General features: G+C 44.9%; 21 protein-coding genes. 20 read left to right on the top strand and 1 reads right to left on the bottom strand.

All coding sequences use genetic code 11. The features are described 5' to 3' along the window. The first annotated feature begins 49 nt into the window (after positions 1–49). From NDJ01_RS11110 to NDJ01_RS11205, 20 genes are all read left to right on the top strand, one after another. The gene (locus NDJ01_RS11110) at positions 50–796 is read left to right on the top strand and encodes a YebC/PmpR family DNA-binding transcriptional regulator (RefSeq protein ID WP_258586701.1); all 747 of its coding nucleotides are present in this window, start codon (positions 50–52) and stop codon (positions 794–796) included. A gap of 91 nt (positions 797–887) precedes the next feature. Beyond that, complete coding sequence (ruvC, locus tag NDJ01_RS11115) at positions 888–1409, top strand: crossover junction endodeoxyribonuclease RuvC (RefSeq protein WP_012841980.1); 522 nt, start codon at positions 888–890, stop codon at positions 1407–1409. A gap of 67 nt (positions 1410–1476) precedes the next feature. After that, a complete protein-coding gene (ruvA, locus tag NDJ01_RS11120) occupies positions 1477–2088 on the top strand; it encodes a Holliday junction branch migration protein RuvA (protein WP_012841979.1) in 612 nt (203 codons plus the stop codon). A 288-nt stretch (positions 2089–2376) separates the two neighbouring features. Beyond that, a complete protein-coding gene (gene ruvB / locus NDJ01_RS11125) occupies positions 2377–3381 on the top strand; it encodes a Holliday junction branch migration DNA helicase RuvB (protein WP_258586872.1) in 1005 nt (334 codons plus the stop codon). A gap of 461 nt (positions 3382–3842) precedes the next feature. Next, on the top strand, positions 3843–5429 hold the full coding sequence (cydA, locus tag NDJ01_RS11130) for a cytochrome ubiquinol oxidase subunit I (protein ID WP_012841977.1): 1587 nt from the start codon (positions 3843–3845) through the stop codon (positions 5427–5429). Positions 5430–5446: 17 nt separating this feature from the next. Then, the gene (cydB, locus tag NDJ01_RS11135) at positions 5447–6583 is read left to right on the top strand and encodes a cytochrome d ubiquinol oxidase subunit II (protein WP_006742909.1); all 1137 of its coding nucleotides are present in this window, start codon (positions 5447–5449) and stop codon (positions 6581–6583) included. A 12-nt stretch (positions 6584–6595) separates the two neighbouring features. After that, positions 6596–6703 carry a cytochrome bd-I oxidase subunit CydX gene (cydX, locus tag NDJ01_RS11140; RefSeq protein WP_000270284.1) on the top strand — a complete coding sequence of 36 codons (108 nt, stop codon included), beginning with the start codon at positions 6596–6598 and terminating at the stop codon, positions 6701–6703. Further along, the gene (gene ybgE, locus NDJ01_RS11145; RefSeq protein WP_041852976.1) at positions 6696–6998 is read left to right on the top strand and encodes a cyd operon protein YbgE; all 303 of its coding nucleotides are present in this window, start codon (positions 6696–6698) and stop codon (positions 6996–6998) included. Before cydX ends, ybgE begins: the two co-directional genes overlap by 8 nt. Positions 6999–7170: 172 nt before the next feature. Continuing rightward, complete coding sequence (ybgC, locus tag NDJ01_RS11150; protein WP_012841975.1) at positions 7171–7590, top strand: tol-pal system-associated acyl-CoA thioesterase; 420 nt, start codon at positions 7171–7173, stop codon at positions 7588–7590. Beyond that, positions 7580–8278, top strand: coding sequence for a protein TolQ (tolQ, locus tag NDJ01_RS11155; protein ID WP_005378301.1), 699 nt, complete (start codon positions 7580–7582; stop codon positions 8276–8278). Before ybgC ends, tolQ begins: the two co-directional genes overlap by 11 nt. 3 nt (positions 8279–8281) lie before the next feature. After that, the gene (locus tag NDJ01_RS11160; protein ID WP_005378298.1) at positions 8282–8725 is read left to right on the top strand and encodes an ExbD/TolR family protein; all 444 of its coding nucleotides are present in this window, start codon (positions 8282–8284) and stop codon (positions 8723–8725) included. A 13-nt stretch (positions 8726–8738) separates the two neighbouring features. Continuing rightward, on the top strand, positions 8739–9806 hold the full coding sequence (tolA, locus tag NDJ01_RS11165) for a cell envelope integrity protein TolA (protein WP_203342255.1): 1068 nt from the start codon (positions 8739–8741) through the stop codon (positions 9804–9806). Positions 9807–9818: 12 nt separating this feature from the next. Then, the gene (tolB, locus tag NDJ01_RS11170) at positions 9819–11171 is read left to right on the top strand and encodes a Tol-Pal system beta propeller repeat protein TolB (RefSeq protein ID WP_109168515.1); all 1353 of its coding nucleotides are present in this window, start codon (positions 9819–9821) and stop codon (positions 11169–11171) included. A gap of 30 nt (positions 11172–11201) precedes the next feature. Next, positions 11202–11726, top strand: coding sequence for a peptidoglycan-associated lipoprotein Pal (pal, locus tag NDJ01_RS11175; protein WP_005378293.1), 525 nt, complete (start codon positions 11202–11204; stop codon positions 11724–11726). Positions 11727–11741: 15 nt separating this feature from the next. Further along, a complete protein-coding gene (gene ybgF / locus NDJ01_RS11180; protein ID WP_006742904.1) occupies positions 11742–12494 on the top strand; it encodes a tol-pal system protein YbgF in 753 nt (250 codons plus the stop codon). 253 nt (positions 12495–12747) lie between these two features. Continuing rightward, the gene (gene nadA / locus NDJ01_RS11185) at positions 12748–13809 is read left to right on the top strand and encodes a quinolinate synthase NadA (RefSeq protein ID WP_258586702.1); all 1062 of its coding nucleotides are present in this window, start codon (positions 12748–12750) and stop codon (positions 13807–13809) included. 118 nt (positions 13810–13927) lie between these two features. After that, a complete protein-coding gene (locus NDJ01_RS11190; protein ID WP_170891643.1) occupies positions 13928–14971 on the top strand; it encodes a potassium channel family protein in 1044 nt (347 codons plus the stop codon). After that, a complete protein-coding gene (locus NDJ01_RS11195; RefSeq protein WP_258586703.1) occupies positions 14971–15387 on the top strand; it encodes a DUF350 domain-containing protein in 417 nt (138 codons plus the stop codon). The genes NDJ01_RS11190 and NDJ01_RS11195 overlap by 1 nt, the downstream gene beginning before the upstream one ends. Positions 15388–15395: 8 nt before the next feature. Beyond that, positions 15396–15965 (top strand): DUF1190 domain-containing protein, encoded by a 570-nt coding sequence (locus NDJ01_RS11200; RefSeq protein ID WP_104971479.1) that lies wholly within the window; start codon positions 15396–15398, stop codon positions 15963–15965. 8 nt (positions 15966–15973) lie between these two features. Continuing rightward, the gene (locus tag NDJ01_RS11205; RefSeq protein ID WP_258586704.1) at positions 15974–17140 is read left to right on the top strand and encodes a glutathionylspermidine synthase family protein; all 1167 of its coding nucleotides are present in this window, start codon (positions 15974–15976) and stop codon (positions 17138–17140) included. A 73-nt stretch (positions 17141–17213) separates the two neighbouring features. Here the strand turns inward: NDJ01_RS11205 and NDJ01_RS11210 are convergent, their stop codons facing one another. Next, entirely contained in the window at positions 17214–17825 is a 612-nt protein-coding gene (locus NDJ01_RS11210; RefSeq protein WP_005390772.1) for a YecA family protein, read from the bottom strand. Positions 17826–17861 lie beyond the last annotated feature (36 nt).

The raw sequence follows: 17861 nt of genomic DNA on the forward strand, positions 1-17861 counted from the left end.
TTTAGCTCATGTTTGCTATTAAGCGTCAAAATACATTAAAAGGTGAATTATGGCAGGTCATAGTAAATGGGCGAATATTCGTCACCGTAAAGCAGCGCAAGATGCGAAGCGCGGCAAAATCTTTACCAAATTAATCCGTGAAATCGTTGTTGCTGCAAAAGAGGGAGGCGGTGAGCCAGAAAATAACCCACGTTTGCGAGCTGCAATTGATAAAGCGTTGTCTAACAACATGACGCGTGACACTGTCAACCGCGCTGTCAGCCGAGGTGCTGGTGGTGAAGGCGATGACAATATGGAAACCGTAATCTATGAAGGTTATGGCCCGGGTGGCACTGCGGTCATGGTCGAATGTATGACGGATAACCGAAATCGCACAGTATCTGGCGTACGCCATGCGTTCTCGAAGTCAGGAGGCAATCTGGGTACGGATGGTAGTGTAAACTATCTTTTCGACAAGAAAGGCGTGATCTCATACGCCCCAGGTTTAGATGAAGATGTGGTGATGGAAGTGGCGTTAGAAAGTGGCGCTGATGACATCGAAACATCAGAAGATGGCTCGATTGATGTTTACACCGCGCCAAGCGATTTTGGACTCGTAAAAGATGCCCTTGATGCTGCCGGTTTTGAGGCGGAGAACGCCGAAGTGTCGCTTATCCCTTCAACGAAAGCAGAACTGGATGTGGACACTGCGCCAAAACTGCTTCGTTTGATTGACGCTTTAGAAGATCTGGACGATGTTCAGGAGGTTTATCACAACGGTGACACCTCTGACGACGTTGCGGCCTCTCTAGAGTAAACTCAATGTGCAGTGAGCGGTATTCGCTCCGAAATTAGAAAGTAATAATAAGAAATTGAGGTCGCATTCGGCCTCATTTTTAGGAACATTCATGTCAATTATTTTGGGCATTGACCCAGGTTCACGCATTACCGGTTATGGGGTCATTCGTCAAAATGGACGCCATTTGCAATACCTTGGTAGTGGCTGTATTCGTACTTCAGAAAAAGAACTTCCGGGCCGTCTTAAGCAGATTTACGCTGGCGTCACGGAAATCATTACTCAGTTTCAACCGGACGTATTTGCGATTGAACAAGTGTTTATGGCTAAAAATGCGGATTCAGCATTAAAGCTTGGCCAGGCTCGTGGCAGCGCAATTGTTGCTGCTGTAAATGCAGAGTTGCCGGTATACGAATACGCCGCGCGTCTTATTAAGCAAGCAGTAGTCGGTACTGGTGGCGCGGACAAAGCGCAAGTTCAGCATATGGTTCAGCAGATGCTTAAACTGCCCGCCAAGCCTCAAGCGGATGCAGCCGATGCCTTAGGTGTGGCGATTTGTCATGCCAATACGAACAAAACCCTCGTTGCCTTAGCGGGCAAAGCAACCAGTGCCAGAAAAGGGCGCTACCGATAAAATTAACTGGATGTCTATCCAGTTCTTTATTATCCTGTCGCAAATTCATTTCCAAAGAGTATTTATAGTGATTGGACGTCTTCGTGGCACACTGATTGAAAAACAACCACCTGAAGTATTAATTGAAGTTAATGGCATTGGTTATGAAGTCCAGATGCCAATGAGCTGTTTTTACGAGCTGCCAAATGTTGGCGAAGAAGCCATTATTTATACTCACTTTGTCGTCCGTGAAGATGCACAATTGCTATACGGTTTCAACACAGTAAAAGAACGAGCACTTTTCCGTGAAGTGATCAAAGCCAATGGCGTTGGTCCTAAACTCGGTCTTGGTATTCTCTCTGGTATGACAGCAACGCAATTTGTTACTTGTGTGGAACATGAAGACGTTTCTACGCTGGTTAAGCTTCCAGGCGTTGGCAAGAAAACCGCAGAGCGATTGGTTGTTGAAATGAAAGACCGCTTGAAAGGGTGGGGCGCTGGCGATCTATTTACACCGTTTACGGATGCTGCTCCTGCGGATTCTGGTGCGACATCCAACAACGCGGAAGAAGAGGCAATTAGCGCGCTTCTAGCTTTGGGTTACAAGCCGACTCAAGCGTCGAAAGTGGTGTCTCAGATCGCTAAACCGGACATGAGCAGTGAGCAAATGATCCGTGAAGCTCTAAAATCAATGGTGTAACGCTGGTTTCACAGTGAGCATTTGTTCAAGATAACTCATTCTCTAAGGTTAACGCCAATCGCTTAACGATATTTTTTGTGTCATTCCAGCGAGCCTTGGCGAGACTAGGAATCTAATAGCAGCGCGCTGAGCGGTTAATGAAACAATTTTGACCATAAAGTGCTCGGATAGAAGATCCTGTATCACGCTCCTTCGTCGCTGTACAGGATGACGAGATACAGAAATATGCCACTTGCTGTTAAACGAGCGGCATTATTCTCTCAGGTAACCATTTTTCAAGGTAAAAAGATGATTGAAGCCGATCGTTTAATCGCTCCAGAAAACCCTGCCTTTCGTGATGAAGATGTCATTGATCGTGCTATTCGACCAAAGAAGTTGGCGGATTACCAAGGTCAGGACCACGTTCGTGACCAAATGGAGATCTTCATCAAAGCTGCTCAGTTACGTAGTGAAGCTCTTGATCACCTGTTAATTTTTGGCCCTCCGGGTTTGGGTAAAACCACGCTAGCAAATATTGTCGCCAACGAGATGGAAGTAAACATCCGTACTACTTCAGGGCCAGTTCTTGAAAAAGCAGGCGATTTAGCCGCGTTACTAACCAACCTAGAAGAAAATGACGTTCTATTTATTGACGAAATTCACCGCTTAAGCCCGATGGTTGAAGAGGTTCTGTATCCGGCGATGGAAGATTATCAACTGGATATTATGATCGGTGAAGGTCCGGCCGCTCGTTCTATTAAGATCGATTTGCCGCCGTTTACTTTGATTGGTGCAACGACCCGAGCAGGCTCTTTAACGTCACCATTACGCGACCGTTTTGGTATTACTCAGCGTCTTGAGTTTTATAAGATAAAAGACCTACAAGATATTGTGCAGCGCAGCGCGGATTGTTTAGGTTTGTCAATGGAACCTGAAGGCGCCTTGGAAGTGGCAAGACGTGCACGTGGCACACCACGTATTGCTAACCGTCTACTACGTCGTGTTCGCGATTATGCGGAAGTGAAAGGAAATGGTCACATTTGTGCAGAGGTTGCCGACAAAGCGCTGAATATGCTTGATGTGGACGCCGAAGGTTTCGATTATATGGACCGCAAACTGCTACTCGTAATTATGGAGAAATTTGGTGGTGGTCCGGTCGGACTCGATAACATGGCGGCAGCGATTGGTGAAGAAAAGGATACTATCGAAGACGTTCTTGAGCCTTATCTTATTCAGCAAGGTTATTTACAACGCACTCCACGTGGAAGAATCGCGACAGATCGTGCGTATTTGCATTTCGGAATTGAAAAATAAGATTCCCTCGCTGGGCCTTTGCGGCCCAGTGCTTCATTAAAGTTGACCAAACTCACATTTTTTGAATTTCTTCTCATACCAGTTTAGTAAGTAAAAAGCATTGATTGTTAACTCTATGTTTGCTCACAACTGGTTAATTTCTCTCCTGATTACTCTCTCTTAACATCCGTATCTAATACTGGTTGATCTGGATCAATGTGATGGATTTTTGTGCAAATTCCGCGCATAAACATTGATGTATATCAAAGCGCATTCCGGCTATAAACCTTTTGAAACAATCTGTTTTTACAAGTAATATTAGCCCTAGCTATATTAGCTGATGCTTAACAATTAACTAACCAATGAAGCACATTTTTGCAACAATGAGTTGTGATAATTCAACATTTTTCAAGTGTAAATAACACTTGAATATGGATTGCAATATGTAGAGAGTGTCATTCAGCCGACACATAGGAGTTACCATGATTGACGTAGTTGATCTATCGCGGTTGCAGTTTGCACTGACAGCGATGTATCACTTCCTATTCGTACCATTGACCCTTGGTATGGCCTTCCTTCTGGCCATTATGGAATCGATGTACGTAATGACGAACAAGCAAATCTATAAGGACATGACCAAGTTCTGGGGTAAGCTATTCGGTATTAACTTTGCACTTGGTGTGGCGACAGGCCTTACCATGGAATTCCAGTTTGGTACGAACTGGTCTTACTACTCCCACTATGTAGGTGACATCTTCGGTGCGCCGCTAGCGATCGAAGCCCTTGTCGCATTCTTCCTGGAGTCAACTTTTGTTGGTCTATTCTTCTTCGGGTGGGATCGTCTATCTAAACGTCAACACTTAGCGGTTACTTGGCTTGTGGCGCTGGGCTCTAACTTCTCTGCACTTTGGATTCTTATCGCAAACGGCTGGATGCAAAACCCAGTAGGCGCGGACTTCAACTTCGAAACTATGCGAATGGAAATGGTGAGCTTCTCTGAGGTTGTACTAAACCCAGTAGCTCAGGTTAAGTTCGTGCATACGGTTGCTTCTGGTTACACTTGTGGCGCAATGTTTATTCTAGGCATCAGTTCATACTACCTATTAAAAGGTCGTGACATTGCGTTTGCTCGTCGTTCATTTGCTATCGCTGCATCTTTCGGTATTGCAGCTATCTTATCTACCATCGTTCTTGGTGACGAATCTGGCTACGAGCTTGGTGAAGTTCAAAAAGTGAAGCTTGCTGCAATTGAAGCAGAATGGCACACAGAGCCAGCTCCAGCAGCGTTTACGTTGTTTGGTGTTCCTAACCAAGAAACCATGCACACAGATTACGCAATCAAGATCCCTTACGTAATGGGTATCATCGCGACACGTTCTTTTGATGAGCAAGTAACAGGTCTTCGTGACCTACGTGATGAGCACGTCGATCGTATTCGTGACGGTATGTACGCGTATGAACTTCTAGAGAAGCTTCGCGCAGGTGACAAGTCAGAAGAAAACATGACTGCGTTTGATGAAGTGAAGGGTGACCTAGGTTACGGTCTACTTCTAAAACGCTACACAGACAATGTTGTTGATGCGACAGAAGAGCAAATCCAAGCTGCTGCGGATGACTCAATCCCAACAGTATGGCCGCTATTCTGGTCATTCCGTATTATGGTTGCTTGTGGTTTCATCATGCTATTCGTTTTCGGTGCGGCATTTATTCAAACGTGTCGTCAGAAGATCGAACAGAAACAATGGATTCTTAAAGCTGCACTATTCAGCATCCCACTACCGTGGATTGCGATTGAAGCGGGTTGGTTCGTCGCTGAGTACGGTCGTCAGCCATGGGCTGTTGGTGAAATTTTACCAGTGCACGTTGCAGCTTCTGCATTAACTGCTGGCGAAATCTGGACTTCACTATTCGCAATTCTGGCGCTATACACGGTATTCCTGGTTGCAGAAGTTTACCTAATGTTGAAATTCGCTCGTAAAGGCCCAAGTAGCCTGAAAACGGGTCGCTACCACTTCGAGCAAAATGCTGACTCTGTTGAAGACAAAGTTAGTCGCCAAGTAGAAGCGTAAGGTAAGGAGATAACAAGATGTTTGATTACGAAATCTTGCGACTCATCTGGTGGGTACTAATCGGTGTTCTACTAGTTGGTTTTGCAGTAACAGACGGTTTCGATATGGGTGTAGGCGCGCTTGTACCTATTATCGGTAAAAACGACACGCAACGTCGCGTCATGATTAACTCAATAGCCCCTCACTGGGATGGTAACCAAGTTTGGCTTATCACTGCTGGTGGTGCATTGTTTGCAGCTTGGCCTTTGGTTTATGCAACGTCATTTTCAGGCTTCTACTTAGCGATGATTTTGACACTAGCAGCGCTATGGCTTCGTCCTCTGGGCCTAGACTACCGCTCTAAAATCGAAGATCCAAAGTGGCGTAATACCTGGGATATCTGTATCTCAATCAGTGGTTTTGTTCCACCAATCATCTTTGGTGTAGCGTTTGGCAACCTACTACAGGGTGTACCATTCCAATTGAGTGAGTTCTTGATGCCAACATACCATGGCTCATTCTTTGGTCTTCTAAACCCATTTGCACTGCTGTGTGGCTTAGTTAGTTTGTTCATGATTTTGATGCAAGGTTCGACTTGGCTACAAATGAAAACAACGGGCGAAGTGCATGTGCGTGCTCGCAACGTTGCTCAGTTGGCTGGTTTACTGACGGTTGCAGCGTTTGTAGCTGCTGGTTTCTGGATCCAAAATATTGATGGTTACGTCATTGTTGGCGGTATCGACACTAATGCAGCTTCTAACCCTCTAAACAAAGAGGTAATCCGTGAAGCTGGTGCGTGGATGAAGAATTTTGAAAACTACCCACTACTATGGGCTGCTCCTGTACTAGGTGTCGCAATGCCGCTTCTTGCCGTATTGGCATCTCGTCTTGAAAAATGTGCGATTTCGTTCATTACTTCAAGCTTGGGTGTTGCTGGCGTTATCTTTACTGCAGGTTTTGCGATGTTCCCATTCATCATGCCTTCAGACTTAATGCCAAGCCACAGCTTAACAATGTGGGATGCAACGTCATCTGAACTGACTCTGAATCTAATGACAGGCGTTGCGTTTGTTATGGTACCAATCATCCTTGGTTACACGTCTTGGACTTACTACAAGATGTTTGGTCGCCTTGATGATCAGTACATTGAAGACAACAAAAACTCACTTTACTAAGGAGCATTTACTATGTGGTATTTCGCATGGATTCTAGGTGTACTACTTGCTTGTGCATTCGGTATCATCAACGCTCTTTGGTTAGAGCACTCAGAAATGATGGACAAAGACAGTGAGTAATCTCGCTGATAAGGTAGCGCAACTTCACGCTCCGATGGATAAGACTCTGTTAAGAGTCTTATCTCTCATCCTTGGCTTTATGCATGTAGGATTGGTGATGTGGGATCCTGAAGCTTACCATCAAGCAATTGGTGGTTTTAACTCAATCATCGCACCAGCACTGATTTGGTCTGTATGCTCAAGCATGGTTTACGGTGTGGGCTTCAAACCGAGAAACTGGTACTGGCAAGCTTTGTTTAGTCCCTACTTTTCGTTAGCTATCTTAATTTATTTAACGGCACTTTATTTCTTTTAGGCTGAAATACGCTGTAATAAAGTCGGTTACTAAATCATCGAATAAAAGCTAGGTATTTCGCCTAGCTTTTATTTTTTCTACAAATTTCAAAAATATTCCCTTAGCTCGGTACCAATTGCTGTCGCTTCAGTTATAGTAATTACTTTAAAGAATTGAATATATTGGGACTCCCTTGCAAGGCACATCAAATCTCTTTCGCTGGCCGATCACCGTGTATTATGAAGACACCGATGCGGGCGGCGTTGTATATCATTCTAATTATCTAAAATTCTTTGAGCGCGCGCGGACAGAAATGTTACGTGCCAAAGGCATTTCTCAACATGTGTTACTGGAACAAAATATCGGCTTTGTTGTCCGACACATGGATATTGATTTCAACCAAGGGGCAAGGCTGGACGAGCATTTGACAGTATTAACCCGAGTGTCAGAAATAAAACGTGCTTCCCTGCAATTCTGTCAAGAGTTGGTCAATGATCAAGGCAAGATATTGTGCAAGGCCTCTGTTAAGGTAGCATGTATCGATAATAAGAAAATGAAACCAATAGCTATTCCAACCTTTATAAATTCGGAGCTAACAAATAGTGACTGCTGATATTTCCATTTTAGATCTCTTTCTTCAGGCCAGTCTGTTGGTAAAGCTTGTGATGCTGACGTTGCTTGGCATGTCAATTGTGTCATGGGCAATGATCATCAAGCGCAGCAAAGTGCTTTCTCAAGCGTCAAAGAATGCAGAGCAGTTTGAAGACAAATTCTGGTCGGGTACTGATCTTTCTCAGCTTTACCAAAAAGTAAAAGCGCGTAAAGACGAAATTGAAGGCACAGAAGAAATTTTTTACGCAGGTTTCACGGAGTTTGCTCGTCTACGTAAGAGCAACGCAAACTCACCAGCGTACATCATGGAAGGCACTGGCCGCGCAATGCGCGTTGCTGTCTCTCGTGAAGTTGATGAACTAGAAACAAGCTTACCATTCTTAGCGACAGTCGGTTCTATCAGTCCTTACATCGGCCTATTTGGTACCGTTTGGGGCATCATGCACGCTTTTATTGCGTTGGGTGAAGTAAAACAAGCTACGCTGTCTATGGTTGCACCGGGTATCGCCGAGGCATTGATCGCGACAGCGATGGGTCTATTTGCGGCTATCCCGGCTGTAATGGCCTACAACCGCCTAAGCAATAAAGTGAGCAAACTAGAGCACACTTACGCAACATTTTCTGAAGAATTCCACAGCATCCTTCATCGTCAAGCGATGGCTGGCCGAGACAGCGCGGATAAGGAATAAAGCATGGCGGGTTATCAACCTAAAAAGCGAAAAATGACAGCGGAGATCAACGTTGTTCCGTATATCGACGTAATGCTCGTACTGTTGATCATTTTTATGGCGACCGCTCCATTTGTGACTCAAGGCGTCGATGTTGATCTTCCGAAAACATCGACCGCTGAATCTATGCAAGACCTTGCTGGCGAAACTGACAGTAGTTTTATCATCATCGAAATTGATAGCGAGGGTAATTTAGGCCTAAGCGTAAACGATGAAGAAGTTCAGCGAGGTTTGTCGTTGCAAGATGTTATTGTGCGAGTGAAAGCGGAGCGAGAGGTTAAGCCAGATTCACCAGTTGCGGTAGGTGGCGACGCGGCAACACCATATGCCGATGTTGTCCTATTACTGGATGAACTAAGTCGAGCTGGTATCCCTAAGGTAGGTCTAATGACCGATATCAGGGAATAGACATCAATTATCTATGAAAGATCACAAGAAGAAACCCAACCAATACGCCAAACCGATAGCAATATCGGTTGGTTTGCATGCAATTCTCGTTGCAGCCCTGCTTTGGGGGACGGACTTCAACATGTCTAAACCAGAGCCTACAGGGCAAATGGTTCAAGCTGTTGTCATCGATCCAAAACTTGTGCAGCAACAAGCGAAAGAAATTCGCCAGCAACGTGAAAAGGCAGCAAAAAAAGAACAAGAGCGTCTTGATAAATTGAGACGCGAAGCGGAGCAGCTAGAGAAAAATCGTAAAGCCGAGGAAGAGCAAATTCGCAAGTTGAAAGAACAGCAAGCGAAAGATGCTCAAGCGGCACGAGAAGCAGAAGCTGCACGTAAGAAAAAAGAACAAGAGCGCAAGCAGGAAGAAGAACGCGTTCGCAAAGAAAAAGAGCGAGCTGCTAAGCTAGAAAAAGAGCGTAAGGCAAAAGAAGAAGCTGTGCGTAAAGCTGAGCAGGAGCGTTTAGCAAAAGAAGCCGCTATTGCAAAAGCAGAGCAAGAACGTTTAGCTCGTGAAAAAGCAGCAAAAGAAGCGGAACAAAAAGCACGTCGTGAGCGTGAAGCCGCTGAAAAAGCTGAACAAGAGCGCATTGCAAAAGAGAAAGCGGCAAAAGAGGCGGCAGAGCGAGAGCGCAAAGCGAGAGAAGCAGCAGAGCGTGCCGAGCGTGAGCGTAAAGCGCAAGAAGCCGCGCTAGATGATATTTTTGCAGGCCTTGAGGATGAGGTTAGTAAAAATAGTGCTGCTCGAAATCAATTTATTGACGATGAACTTTCTCGAATGTCATCCATCTATACTCAAAATATTCAGCAAAAGTTGATTAAGGATGACTACTTGCTGGGAAAGGAGTGTAGGGTAAACATCAAATTGATTCCGACAGGAACTGATATGATGGTCTCTGGTGTTACCGTTTTGAGTGGCGATACTCGAGTATGTGCAGCGGCGAAGCGAGCGATAGCTCAGGTAGGGACGTTCCCTAAATCTTCAGAAGCTGCGGTAAACGAAAGACTAAAAGACATCAACATAACTGTTGCTTTGGACTAAAAGGAATAAGACGTGATTAGACGCCTTTTACTAGGAATGTTTGTACTGTTTAGCAGTATGACAAATGTTGCGAATGCCGCATTAGAGTTGGTCATTACCGATGGTATTGATTCAGCACGACCAATTGCTGTTGTTCCGTTTAAGTGGGAGGGCAATCAAGCGCTTCCAACGGATATTTCTGCTGTTATTGCTTCGGATTTGCAACGCAGTGGTAAGTTCAGCCCCGTTCCAACGAGCAAGATGCCACAAACTCCGTTCAGTGAATCAGAAGTCAATTTTGATGCCTGGACTAATTTAGGTGTAGATGCTCTGCTGACTGGCTCAATCAAACAAAATGCTCAAGGTGATTACGTTATCAACTACCAACTTGTTGATATTGTGCGTGGCCAGCTGACGGGCGGGAAAAGTAAAGCGCTTGGTAGCGATGGCGAATTAGTACTGTCAAAAGATCATGTGCTGTTCAATAAGGTCGCGACCGTTCAAGGTCCTCGCATGCGAGAGTACGCTCACCGCATCTCTGATTTGGTGTATGAGCAGTTAACGGGTGACCGTGGCGCCTTCATGACCCGTATTGCATACGTGGTGGTGAATGATAAAGACCGTTTCCCTTACCAACTTCGTGTGGCTGATTACGATGGTTACAACGAGCGCTTGGTTTTACGTTCTAAGCAACCATTAATGTCACCAGCATGGTCGCCAGATGGTAAAAAGCTTGCGTATGTTAGCTTCCAAAATGGTCAAGCAGAAATCTTCATCATGAACATCTACACCGGTGAGCGTGAGAAGATCACTTCATACCCACGTCATAATGGTGCGCCAAGATTTTCGCCTGATGGCAATAAGTTAGCGATTGTTCTCTCTAAGACAGGCTCGCTTCATGTTTACACGTTCGATCTTAACACTCGCAAGCTGACGCAAATTACGCGTGGCAGATCAAATAATACTGAACCGTTCTGGCATCCAGATGGAAAATCGTTGATTTTCACATCGGATAGGGGTGGTAAACCACAGATTTATCAAGTAAATTTGGGCAGCGGTTCTATTGACCGTTTGACTTGGCAAGGCAGCCAAAATTTGGGTGGCCAGATTACTCCTGATGGGCGATTCCTAGTAATGGTGAACCGCAGCAACGCAGGATTTAACTTGGCGAAACAAGATTTGGAAACTGGTGCTCTTCAAGTCTTAACTAAGACCTTGCTTGATGAGTCTCCTAGTATTGCCCCAAACGGTGGCATGGTTGTGTATAGCTCGATTTACAACAAGAAAAACGTACTATCGATGGTGTCAATTGATGGTCGATTCAAAGCTAGATTACCGGCAACAAATGGGCGTGTTAGAGCGCCTGCATGGTCACCGTTTTTGTAGTAATAAGTTTGATTAATAAAGGAAAATAAGATGCAACTGAACAAGGTTCTAAAAGGGCTACTAATCGCGCTTCCTGTAATGGCTGTTACAGCGTGTAGTTCAAGCGATGACGCTGCTTCTAACACTGGTGCAGCAACAAACAACAATGGCGCAGTTGAAACAACAGTAGCTACGCCAATTGATCAAAGCGGTCAGCTAACAGAGCAAGAGCTAAAAGAGCAAGCGCTACGTGAAACTCAAACAATCTACTTTGCTTTTGATAACTCAACAATTGCAGCAGATTACGAAGAGATGCTTGCAGCTCATGCTTCTTACCTAAGCAAGAACCCAGCACTTAACGTAACTATCGAAGGTCACGCTGATGAGCGTGGTACTCCTGAGTACAACATCGCTCTTGGTGAGCGTCGTGCACAAGCAGTAGCGAACTACCTGCAAGCACTAGGTGTTCAAGCTGACCAAATCTCAATCGTTAGCTACGGTGAAGAGAAGCCACTTCTTCTAGGTCAATCAGATGAAGTTTACGCTAAGAACCGTCGCGCGGTTTTAGTATACTAATTCGAGGTAATCCTCATGTTCAGTAACACTAAGCGCGCTGTTGCGCTTACGTTACTGGCAAGTGCAGCGAACTTTGCGTTCGCTGCACCAGCTCCAGTATCCGATCTCAACAGCACATCATCCGTCTCTAAGAGCCGTTCATCTGAAACGGAAGTAGAGCGTCTAGAGCGCTTGCTACAAAACCGCAATCGCGTTCAGCTCCAAATGCAACAGCAAATTGACCAAATGTCACAAGAGATCAGTGAATTACGTGGTCAATTAGAGCGAAATAGCTACGAAATGAAGCAAATGTTGCAACGTCAACGAGAGTTGTTTGTCGAGCTAGATCGTGTGCGTGGAGAAATCAAATCCGCGCCTGCGCAAGAAGCGAAACCTGCTAAAACAGGTGGTCAGTATACGCCAAATGTTGATGAGCAAACGGCATACCAAAATGCAGTCGACCTCATTCTCAAGAAACGTGACTACACTGGCGCAATTGCAGCGTTCCAGCAGTTCCAGAAAGATTATCCTGACTCCACATACTCAGCGAATTCTCACTATTGGCTAGGCCAATTGTACTTCGCTAAGAAGCAGGACAAAGATGCTGTAAAGAGCTTTGCTGCGGTGGTGTCTTATAAAGACTCCAATAAGCGAGCCGATGCTTTGCTCAAGTTAGGTGAAATCGCTGAGCGTAATAACAATGCAGCTCAAGCGAAAAAGTACTACCAACAAGTGGTTGATGAATACCCAGGTAGTGCATCTGCAAAACTTGCCAGCTCTAAGCTGTAAGACGTTATGTTTTAAAAAGGAAGCTTCGGCTTCCTTTTTCTTTTCCGTTTCTTTATCGGTGTTGATCGAATAAATCGAGAGGAATGGCATCGAGCCTTTTACCCCCATCTTGCAACGGATTCTTTCAATCAGAAATGCTACCTGTAACAAAGATATACGGCTAGATAGCTAGAAATCCCCGTGACAAGTTGGTTTTTGAAAATTAACGAGGTTACAATACTCGGATTAAAGGAAGTTGCGTAGAGCAAGAGCAATGAGCCATATATTAGATAAAATCGACACTGTTTACCCATTCCCACCGAAGCCAGTTCCATTAAGCGAAGAAGAAAAAGCGTCTTACATTGAGCGCATTAAAAAGCTGCTAAAAGAAAAGGATGCGGTACTTATCGCACACTATTATACCGATCCTGAGATTCAAGCCCTAGCTGAAGAAACGGGTGGTTTTGTTGGTGACTCGTTGGAAATGGCGAAGTTTGGTAATCGTCATCCTGCAAGCACACTGATCATTGGCGGTGTTCGCTTTATGGGCGAGTCGGCCAAAATCCTAACACCAGAAAAGCGAATTCTAATGCCAACGTTGGAAGCGGAATGTTCGCTTGATCTTGGCTGTCCAGCGAATAAGTTCAGTGAGTTCTGTGATGCTCACCCTGATCACACGGTTGTGGTTTATGCAAATACGTCTGCCGCAGTTAAAGCTCGTGCCGATTGGGTCGTTACATCAAGCATTGCGCTTGAAATCGTGGAACATTTAGACGCCGAAGACAAGCCAATCATCTGGGGACCAGACCGTCACTTAGGATCGTACATTGCTAATAAAACTGGCGCAGACATGCTGCTATGGCAAGGTGAGTGTGTGGTTCATGATGAGTTTTCTGCTGATGCGCTACGCAAAATGAAGAGCGTGTATCCAGATGCGGCTATTTTGGTTCACCCTGAGTCACCAGCAAGCGTCGTAGAACTTGCCGATGCCGTTGGATCAACGAGTCAGCTGATCAAAGCAGCGAAAGCGCTTCCTCACAAACAAATGATCGTTGCGACAGACAAAGGCATTTTCTTTAAAATGCAGCAACTAGTGCCAGAGAAAGAACTTATCGAAGCGCCAACCGCAGGTGCTGGCGCAACATGCCGTAGCTGCGCACACTGCCCTTGGATGGCAATGAACGGTTTGAAAGCGATAGAGAAAGCGCTTAGTGAAGGCGGTGAAGAACACGAGATCTTTGTTGATGAAGAATTGCGTGTTAAATCGCTCATTCCGTTAAATCGTATGTTGGACTTTGCTGAGCAGCTAAATATGCAAGTGAAAGGTAATGCTTAAAAAGTAGGCGTAACTGAAAGTAAATCTCAAAAACCAGCCGAATATGGCTGGTTTTTTTGTGTCTTACTATCAATGAGTTACTATTGATGCAATCAATGAATATCGAGGTTATAAATTTATGGCGGTGTGGTTAGTAGTTAAAAAGTGGCTTAGTTCACACCTTTTTAAATTGAGCAACCGAAGTCTTCTCATCTTTAGTGGCTTATATGTGAGTCTTTCTTGGGGGCTGCTCATTCTCGCTGGTGAAACCGCATTAACAGACAGCTTCTCTAACTTTATCTATTACCTTATGGTTACGGCGAGTACGGTTGGCTATGGTGATCATTCTCCAGTGACAGATTTGGGTAAATGGGTTGTTGTTCTGTTTGTGATCCCAGGCGGCTTGAGCCTATTCGCTGCATTATTGGGACGTGTCGCTGGAGCAGCGATGGATTACTGGCGAGCGGGTATTTTAGGAAAACGGAGAGTAAGAGTGGAAAACCATATTGTATTGTTGGGTTGGAATGGATCGAGAACGATGCACCTTATTCGCATGTTACAACATGAAGAAGAGGGGAAGCGTCCGATTGTTTTATGCAGCCGTTCAGAAATAGAAAACCCGTTGCCAGGCGAGATCAGTTTTATCAAAGTGACCAGTTACACGGATTCACAAGAGATGAAAAACGCCAATATTGCTGAAGCAGCTTGCGTTATTGTTGATAACCTATCGGACGATATCACGCTGTCAGCCGCGCTGTACTGTGCTTCTGTGAATCCTTCCGCACATTTGGTCGCTTACTTTAAAGATGAGGCGTTAGGCCGTCTTTTAAGTCAACACTGTCCTAAAGCGGAATGCATACCTGCAGTTGGCGCGGAAATGCTGGCAAAAGCGGCGGTAGATCCAGGCTCAAGTGCACTTCACCAAGAGCTATTAGCTTCAACACGAGGCATGACTCAATACTCGGTTATTTATCCTGAAAGGCTGCCACTAACTACTGTTGAGAGTCTCTTCGTTTTTCTCAAAAGGCGTCATCATGCCACGCTAATTGCTTTTGACATTGGCCATGGTATCCAACTCAACCCAGATTTAGATGCAGAAGTACCACCGAGTACCAAGCTGTTTTACATTGCAGATGAACGTATTGAAGATTTTGCATGGAAAGAAATGAACAAGGAACAATAATGCACATGATTGCTGACCTGTTAGCAGGTTTTCCCAATTTTTTACTCTATTTTTCTGTTTCTATTATTTTCGTTTTGGCGTTTAAGTTCATCTACGTCAAGCTTACGCCTTACGATGAATGGCACCTGATCAAAGAAAAGCAAAATACAGCGGCAGCGATTGCACTAAGTGGCGCATTTCTTGGTTATTGTATTGCGATTTCGGGGGCGGCAAAAAACTCAGTCAACATTGTCGATTTTATGCTATGGGGCGTTGTTGCAATGCTGGCGCAGATCATTGCATTTGCGATTGTACGTTTTGTTTTACTTCCAAAAGTGACTGAGCGTATCGAAAAAGATGAGCTGCCCGCCGGTATTGTATTAGCCGCTGTTTCTATATCGGTCGGCGTATTAAATGCCGCTTGTATGACGTACTAGGAGGAACGATGAAGCGGAGTTCTAACGTTAAACGTTCTTCCATGGACAAAAGTTTAAAGCTTGGGAAAATTATTCCCTTTGCTGCTTTTGGCGGTATTTTCTTCTTGGCGACACAAGAATCGAAAACCGAAGGCTACATTTTTTCTGACGCTGATGAATGCAAATCAAACTCGCCAGAGTTCAGTGAGCAGTGCGATATTGCTTATCAAGAAGCTTTGGCTCGCGCCGAACGAAATGCCCCTCGCTACAACAATGAGTTCGAATGTGAAAATGATTTTTACGAAGACGATTGTTACTACAGTTCCAGTTCCCGAGCTTATGTGCCTCACTTTGGGGGCTTCTTTTACAGTCGCGCACTGAGCGGTTTGAAAGGTTACAACAAGAGCTATTACTCTGAACCAATGTATCGCTATAAATCCAAATTCTATAATGGTGCGGGACAATTTTTTGGTTCCTATCGTAATCAGCCGACGAAGGTTGCGACCAGTAACCTAAATAAACGTGGTGGCGGAACTATTGGTAGAGCGATGTCTCGAGGCGGGTTTGGTAAAGCGGTATCGGTCAGCCGAGGCGGTTAATAAGCACTATGTTTCGACGAGAAATACAAGAACGAGAAAACTGGCGTGATTTAGCACGCCAGTTTGGTTTTGGCTTCCATTCCATGTATGACCAACCGTATTGGGATGAGAGTGCTTACTATCAATTCACGCTTGATCAAATAGAGAACGATATTGAAGCGCCCACTGAAGAGCTGCATCAGATGTGCTTGGCTATTGTGGATGAAGTAGTTCGGAGTGAGCGGTTGCTGACGCAATGTGCGATCCCTGAATTTATGTGGGAGCAGGTCGCTTCTTCGTGGCACCGAAATGAACCCTCACTCTATTCGCGTCTGGATTTTGCATACAACGGAACTTCGCCAGCTAAGTTACTGGAGAACAATGCGGATACGCCGACCAGCCTATTTGAAACGGGTTTTTGGCAGTGGGTGTGGTTAGAGGATGTTGTAAATAAAGGTCTAATTCACCAGAGCGCGGATCAATTCAACATTCTTCAAGACTTTTTGATTGAGCGTTTTTCCGAGATAGCCAAATATCAACCCGGGCAAACCCTTCACTTTAGCTGCTGCAAGTACACTGAAGAAGATAAAGGGACTGTCCAGTATTTAGAAGATTGCGCGCGCGAAGCTGGGTTAGCGACGGCGTTTGTTTATGTCGAAGATATTGGTGCGACGGAAGATGGTCTGTTTGTGGATGCAGATGACAGAGCGATTCGTTGGATGTTCAAGCTTTATCCGTGGGAGTTTATGTTTGAAGAGGAATATGCGAAATACCTAGCGACCGCGAAAGTGAATTGGTTAGAACCTATGTGGAAGTCGATTCTATCCAACAAAGCACTTTTACCGTTATTGTGGGAGCGCTTTCCGAATCATCCTAATCTTTTACCTGCCTATTTTGCTAACGGTTCAAAAGCGAACACTTTGAAAGATTTTGTAATCAAACCACTATTCTCTCGAGAAGGCGCAAATATTGAGATCGTCAAAGGTGGGAAACGCATACTCAAAACAGCAGGGCCTTATGAATCTAAATTCAATATCGTCCAGCAGTATCATCCGTTACCCAAGTTTGGGCAAAGCCATACATTAATTGGCAGCTGGCTAGTCAACGATAGAGCCGCTGGGATTTCGATTCGGGAAGACACTAGCTTAGTCACGCAAGATATGGCGCGATATGTTCCACATGTGATTTTAACATGATCAAAAAAGCTCTCCATCCAGAGAGCTTTTGTCTATTCAGCGGTTCAATCTTGATGGTCGACAGCGTTGTGTCTTATTGTTCTTCAGCTAATGCAACACCGCGCTGAGTAAGACCACATAGCATCACTGGCATGGCATTGAAGATCTCTTCAAACTGTTCTAAGCCTTCCATGCCTTGTTCTGCCAACGTTTCAATGGTCGTTTCTGGATCGTAAAGCATCGTAAGAGAAAGCAAAACACCGCCGAGCAGAGCATTATCTTCGCTGTCCTCTGGCATTAGCGTTTCCCAGTCATCACGAGCAAGTTGCCAACCTTGTAATACACCTTCACAGAAATCACGGGTCTGGCTTGTTACAATATCTTGTTCATCTAACGCGCATCCTTCAGGCCACTGCCAAGATCCTTCTAGAAGAGCAGGACGAGTTTGGTTCCACATTTGTACAATCTCATCAATGTATTGCTCTAATTGCTCACCGTCAGTAAATGGCGCTGTTTCTTCACCACCCCATAAGAATGGCAACCACTCTTGAGGCATTAATACGTTTGGCGCTGCAGCCATCGCTGTTACAAAGCCTTGAGTTTTTGCTAGGTTAAGTAGTTTACCGTCAAGTTCTGGGAGAGAAAGGATGTCTTGTAGTTTCAAAATAGAATACCATTTGTTAATGGGCTGGTTGATTGCGCTCATCTTACCAATCAATTTGTGATAAATCGATATTAGGGA

Source organism: Vibrio sp. HS-50-1 (assembly GCF_024747315.1).
GTDB classification, from domain to species: Bacteria; Pseudomonadota; Gammaproteobacteria; order Enterobacterales; family Vibrionaceae; genus Vibrio; species Vibrio diabolicus.

Bases quoted from the DNA above. Each gene is read 5' to 3' on its own strand.
- NDJ01_RS11110 (WP_258586701.1), top strand. From the start codon at position 50: ATGGCAGGTCATAGTAAATGGGCGAATATTCGTCACCGTAAAGCAGCG.
- ruvC (WP_012841980.1), top strand. From the start codon at position 888: ATGTCAATTATTTTGGGCATTGACCCAGGTTCACGCATTACCGGTTAT.
- ruvB (WP_258586872.1), top strand. From the start codon at position 2,377: ATGATTGAAGCCGATCGTTTAATCGCTCCAGAAAACCCTGCCTTTCGT.
- cydA (WP_012841977.1), top strand. From the start codon at position 3,843: ATGATTGACGTAGTTGATCTATCGCGGTTGCAGTTTGCACTGACAGCG.
- cydB (WP_006742909.1), top strand. From the start codon at position 5,447: ATGTTTGATTACGAAATCTTGCGACTCATCTGGTGGGTACTAATCGGT.
- cydX (WP_000270284.1), top strand. From the start codon at position 6,596: ATGTGGTATTTCGCATGGATTCTAGGTGTACTACTTGCTTGTGCATTC.
- NDJ01_RS11160 (WP_005378298.1), top strand. From the start codon at position 8,282: ATGGCGGGTTATCAACCTAAAAAGCGAAAAATGACAGCGGAGATCAAC.
- tolA (WP_203342255.1), top strand. From the start codon at position 8,739: ATGAAAGATCACAAGAAGAAACCCAACCAATACGCCAAACCGATAGCA.
- pal (WP_005378293.1), top strand. From the start codon at position 11,202: ATGCAACTGAACAAGGTTCTAAAAGGGCTACTAATCGCGCTTCCTGTA.
- ybgF (WP_006742904.1), top strand. From the start codon at position 11,742: ATGTTCAGTAACACTAAGCGCGCTGTTGCGCTTACGTTACTGGCAAGT.
- nadA (WP_258586702.1), top strand. From the start codon at position 12,748: ATGAGCCATATATTAGATAAAATCGACACTGTTTACCCATTCCCACCG.
- NDJ01_RS11190 (WP_170891643.1), top strand. From the start codon at position 13,928: ATGGCGGTGTGGTTAGTAGTTAAAAAGTGGCTTAGTTCACACCTTTTT.
- NDJ01_RS11195 (WP_258586703.1), top strand. From the start codon at position 14,971: ATGCACATGATTGCTGACCTGTTAGCAGGTTTTCCCAATTTTTTACTC.
- NDJ01_RS11200 (WP_104971479.1), top strand. From the start codon at position 15,396: ATGAAGCGGAGTTCTAACGTTAAACGTTCTTCCATGGACAAAAGTTTA.
- NDJ01_RS11205 (WP_258586704.1), top strand. From the start codon at position 15,974: ATGTTTCGACGAGAAATACAAGAACGAGAAAACTGGCGTGATTTAGCA.
- NDJ01_RS11210 (WP_005390772.1), bottom strand. From the start codon at position 17,825: ATGAGCGCAATCAACCAGCCCATTAACAAATGGTATTCTATTTTGAAA.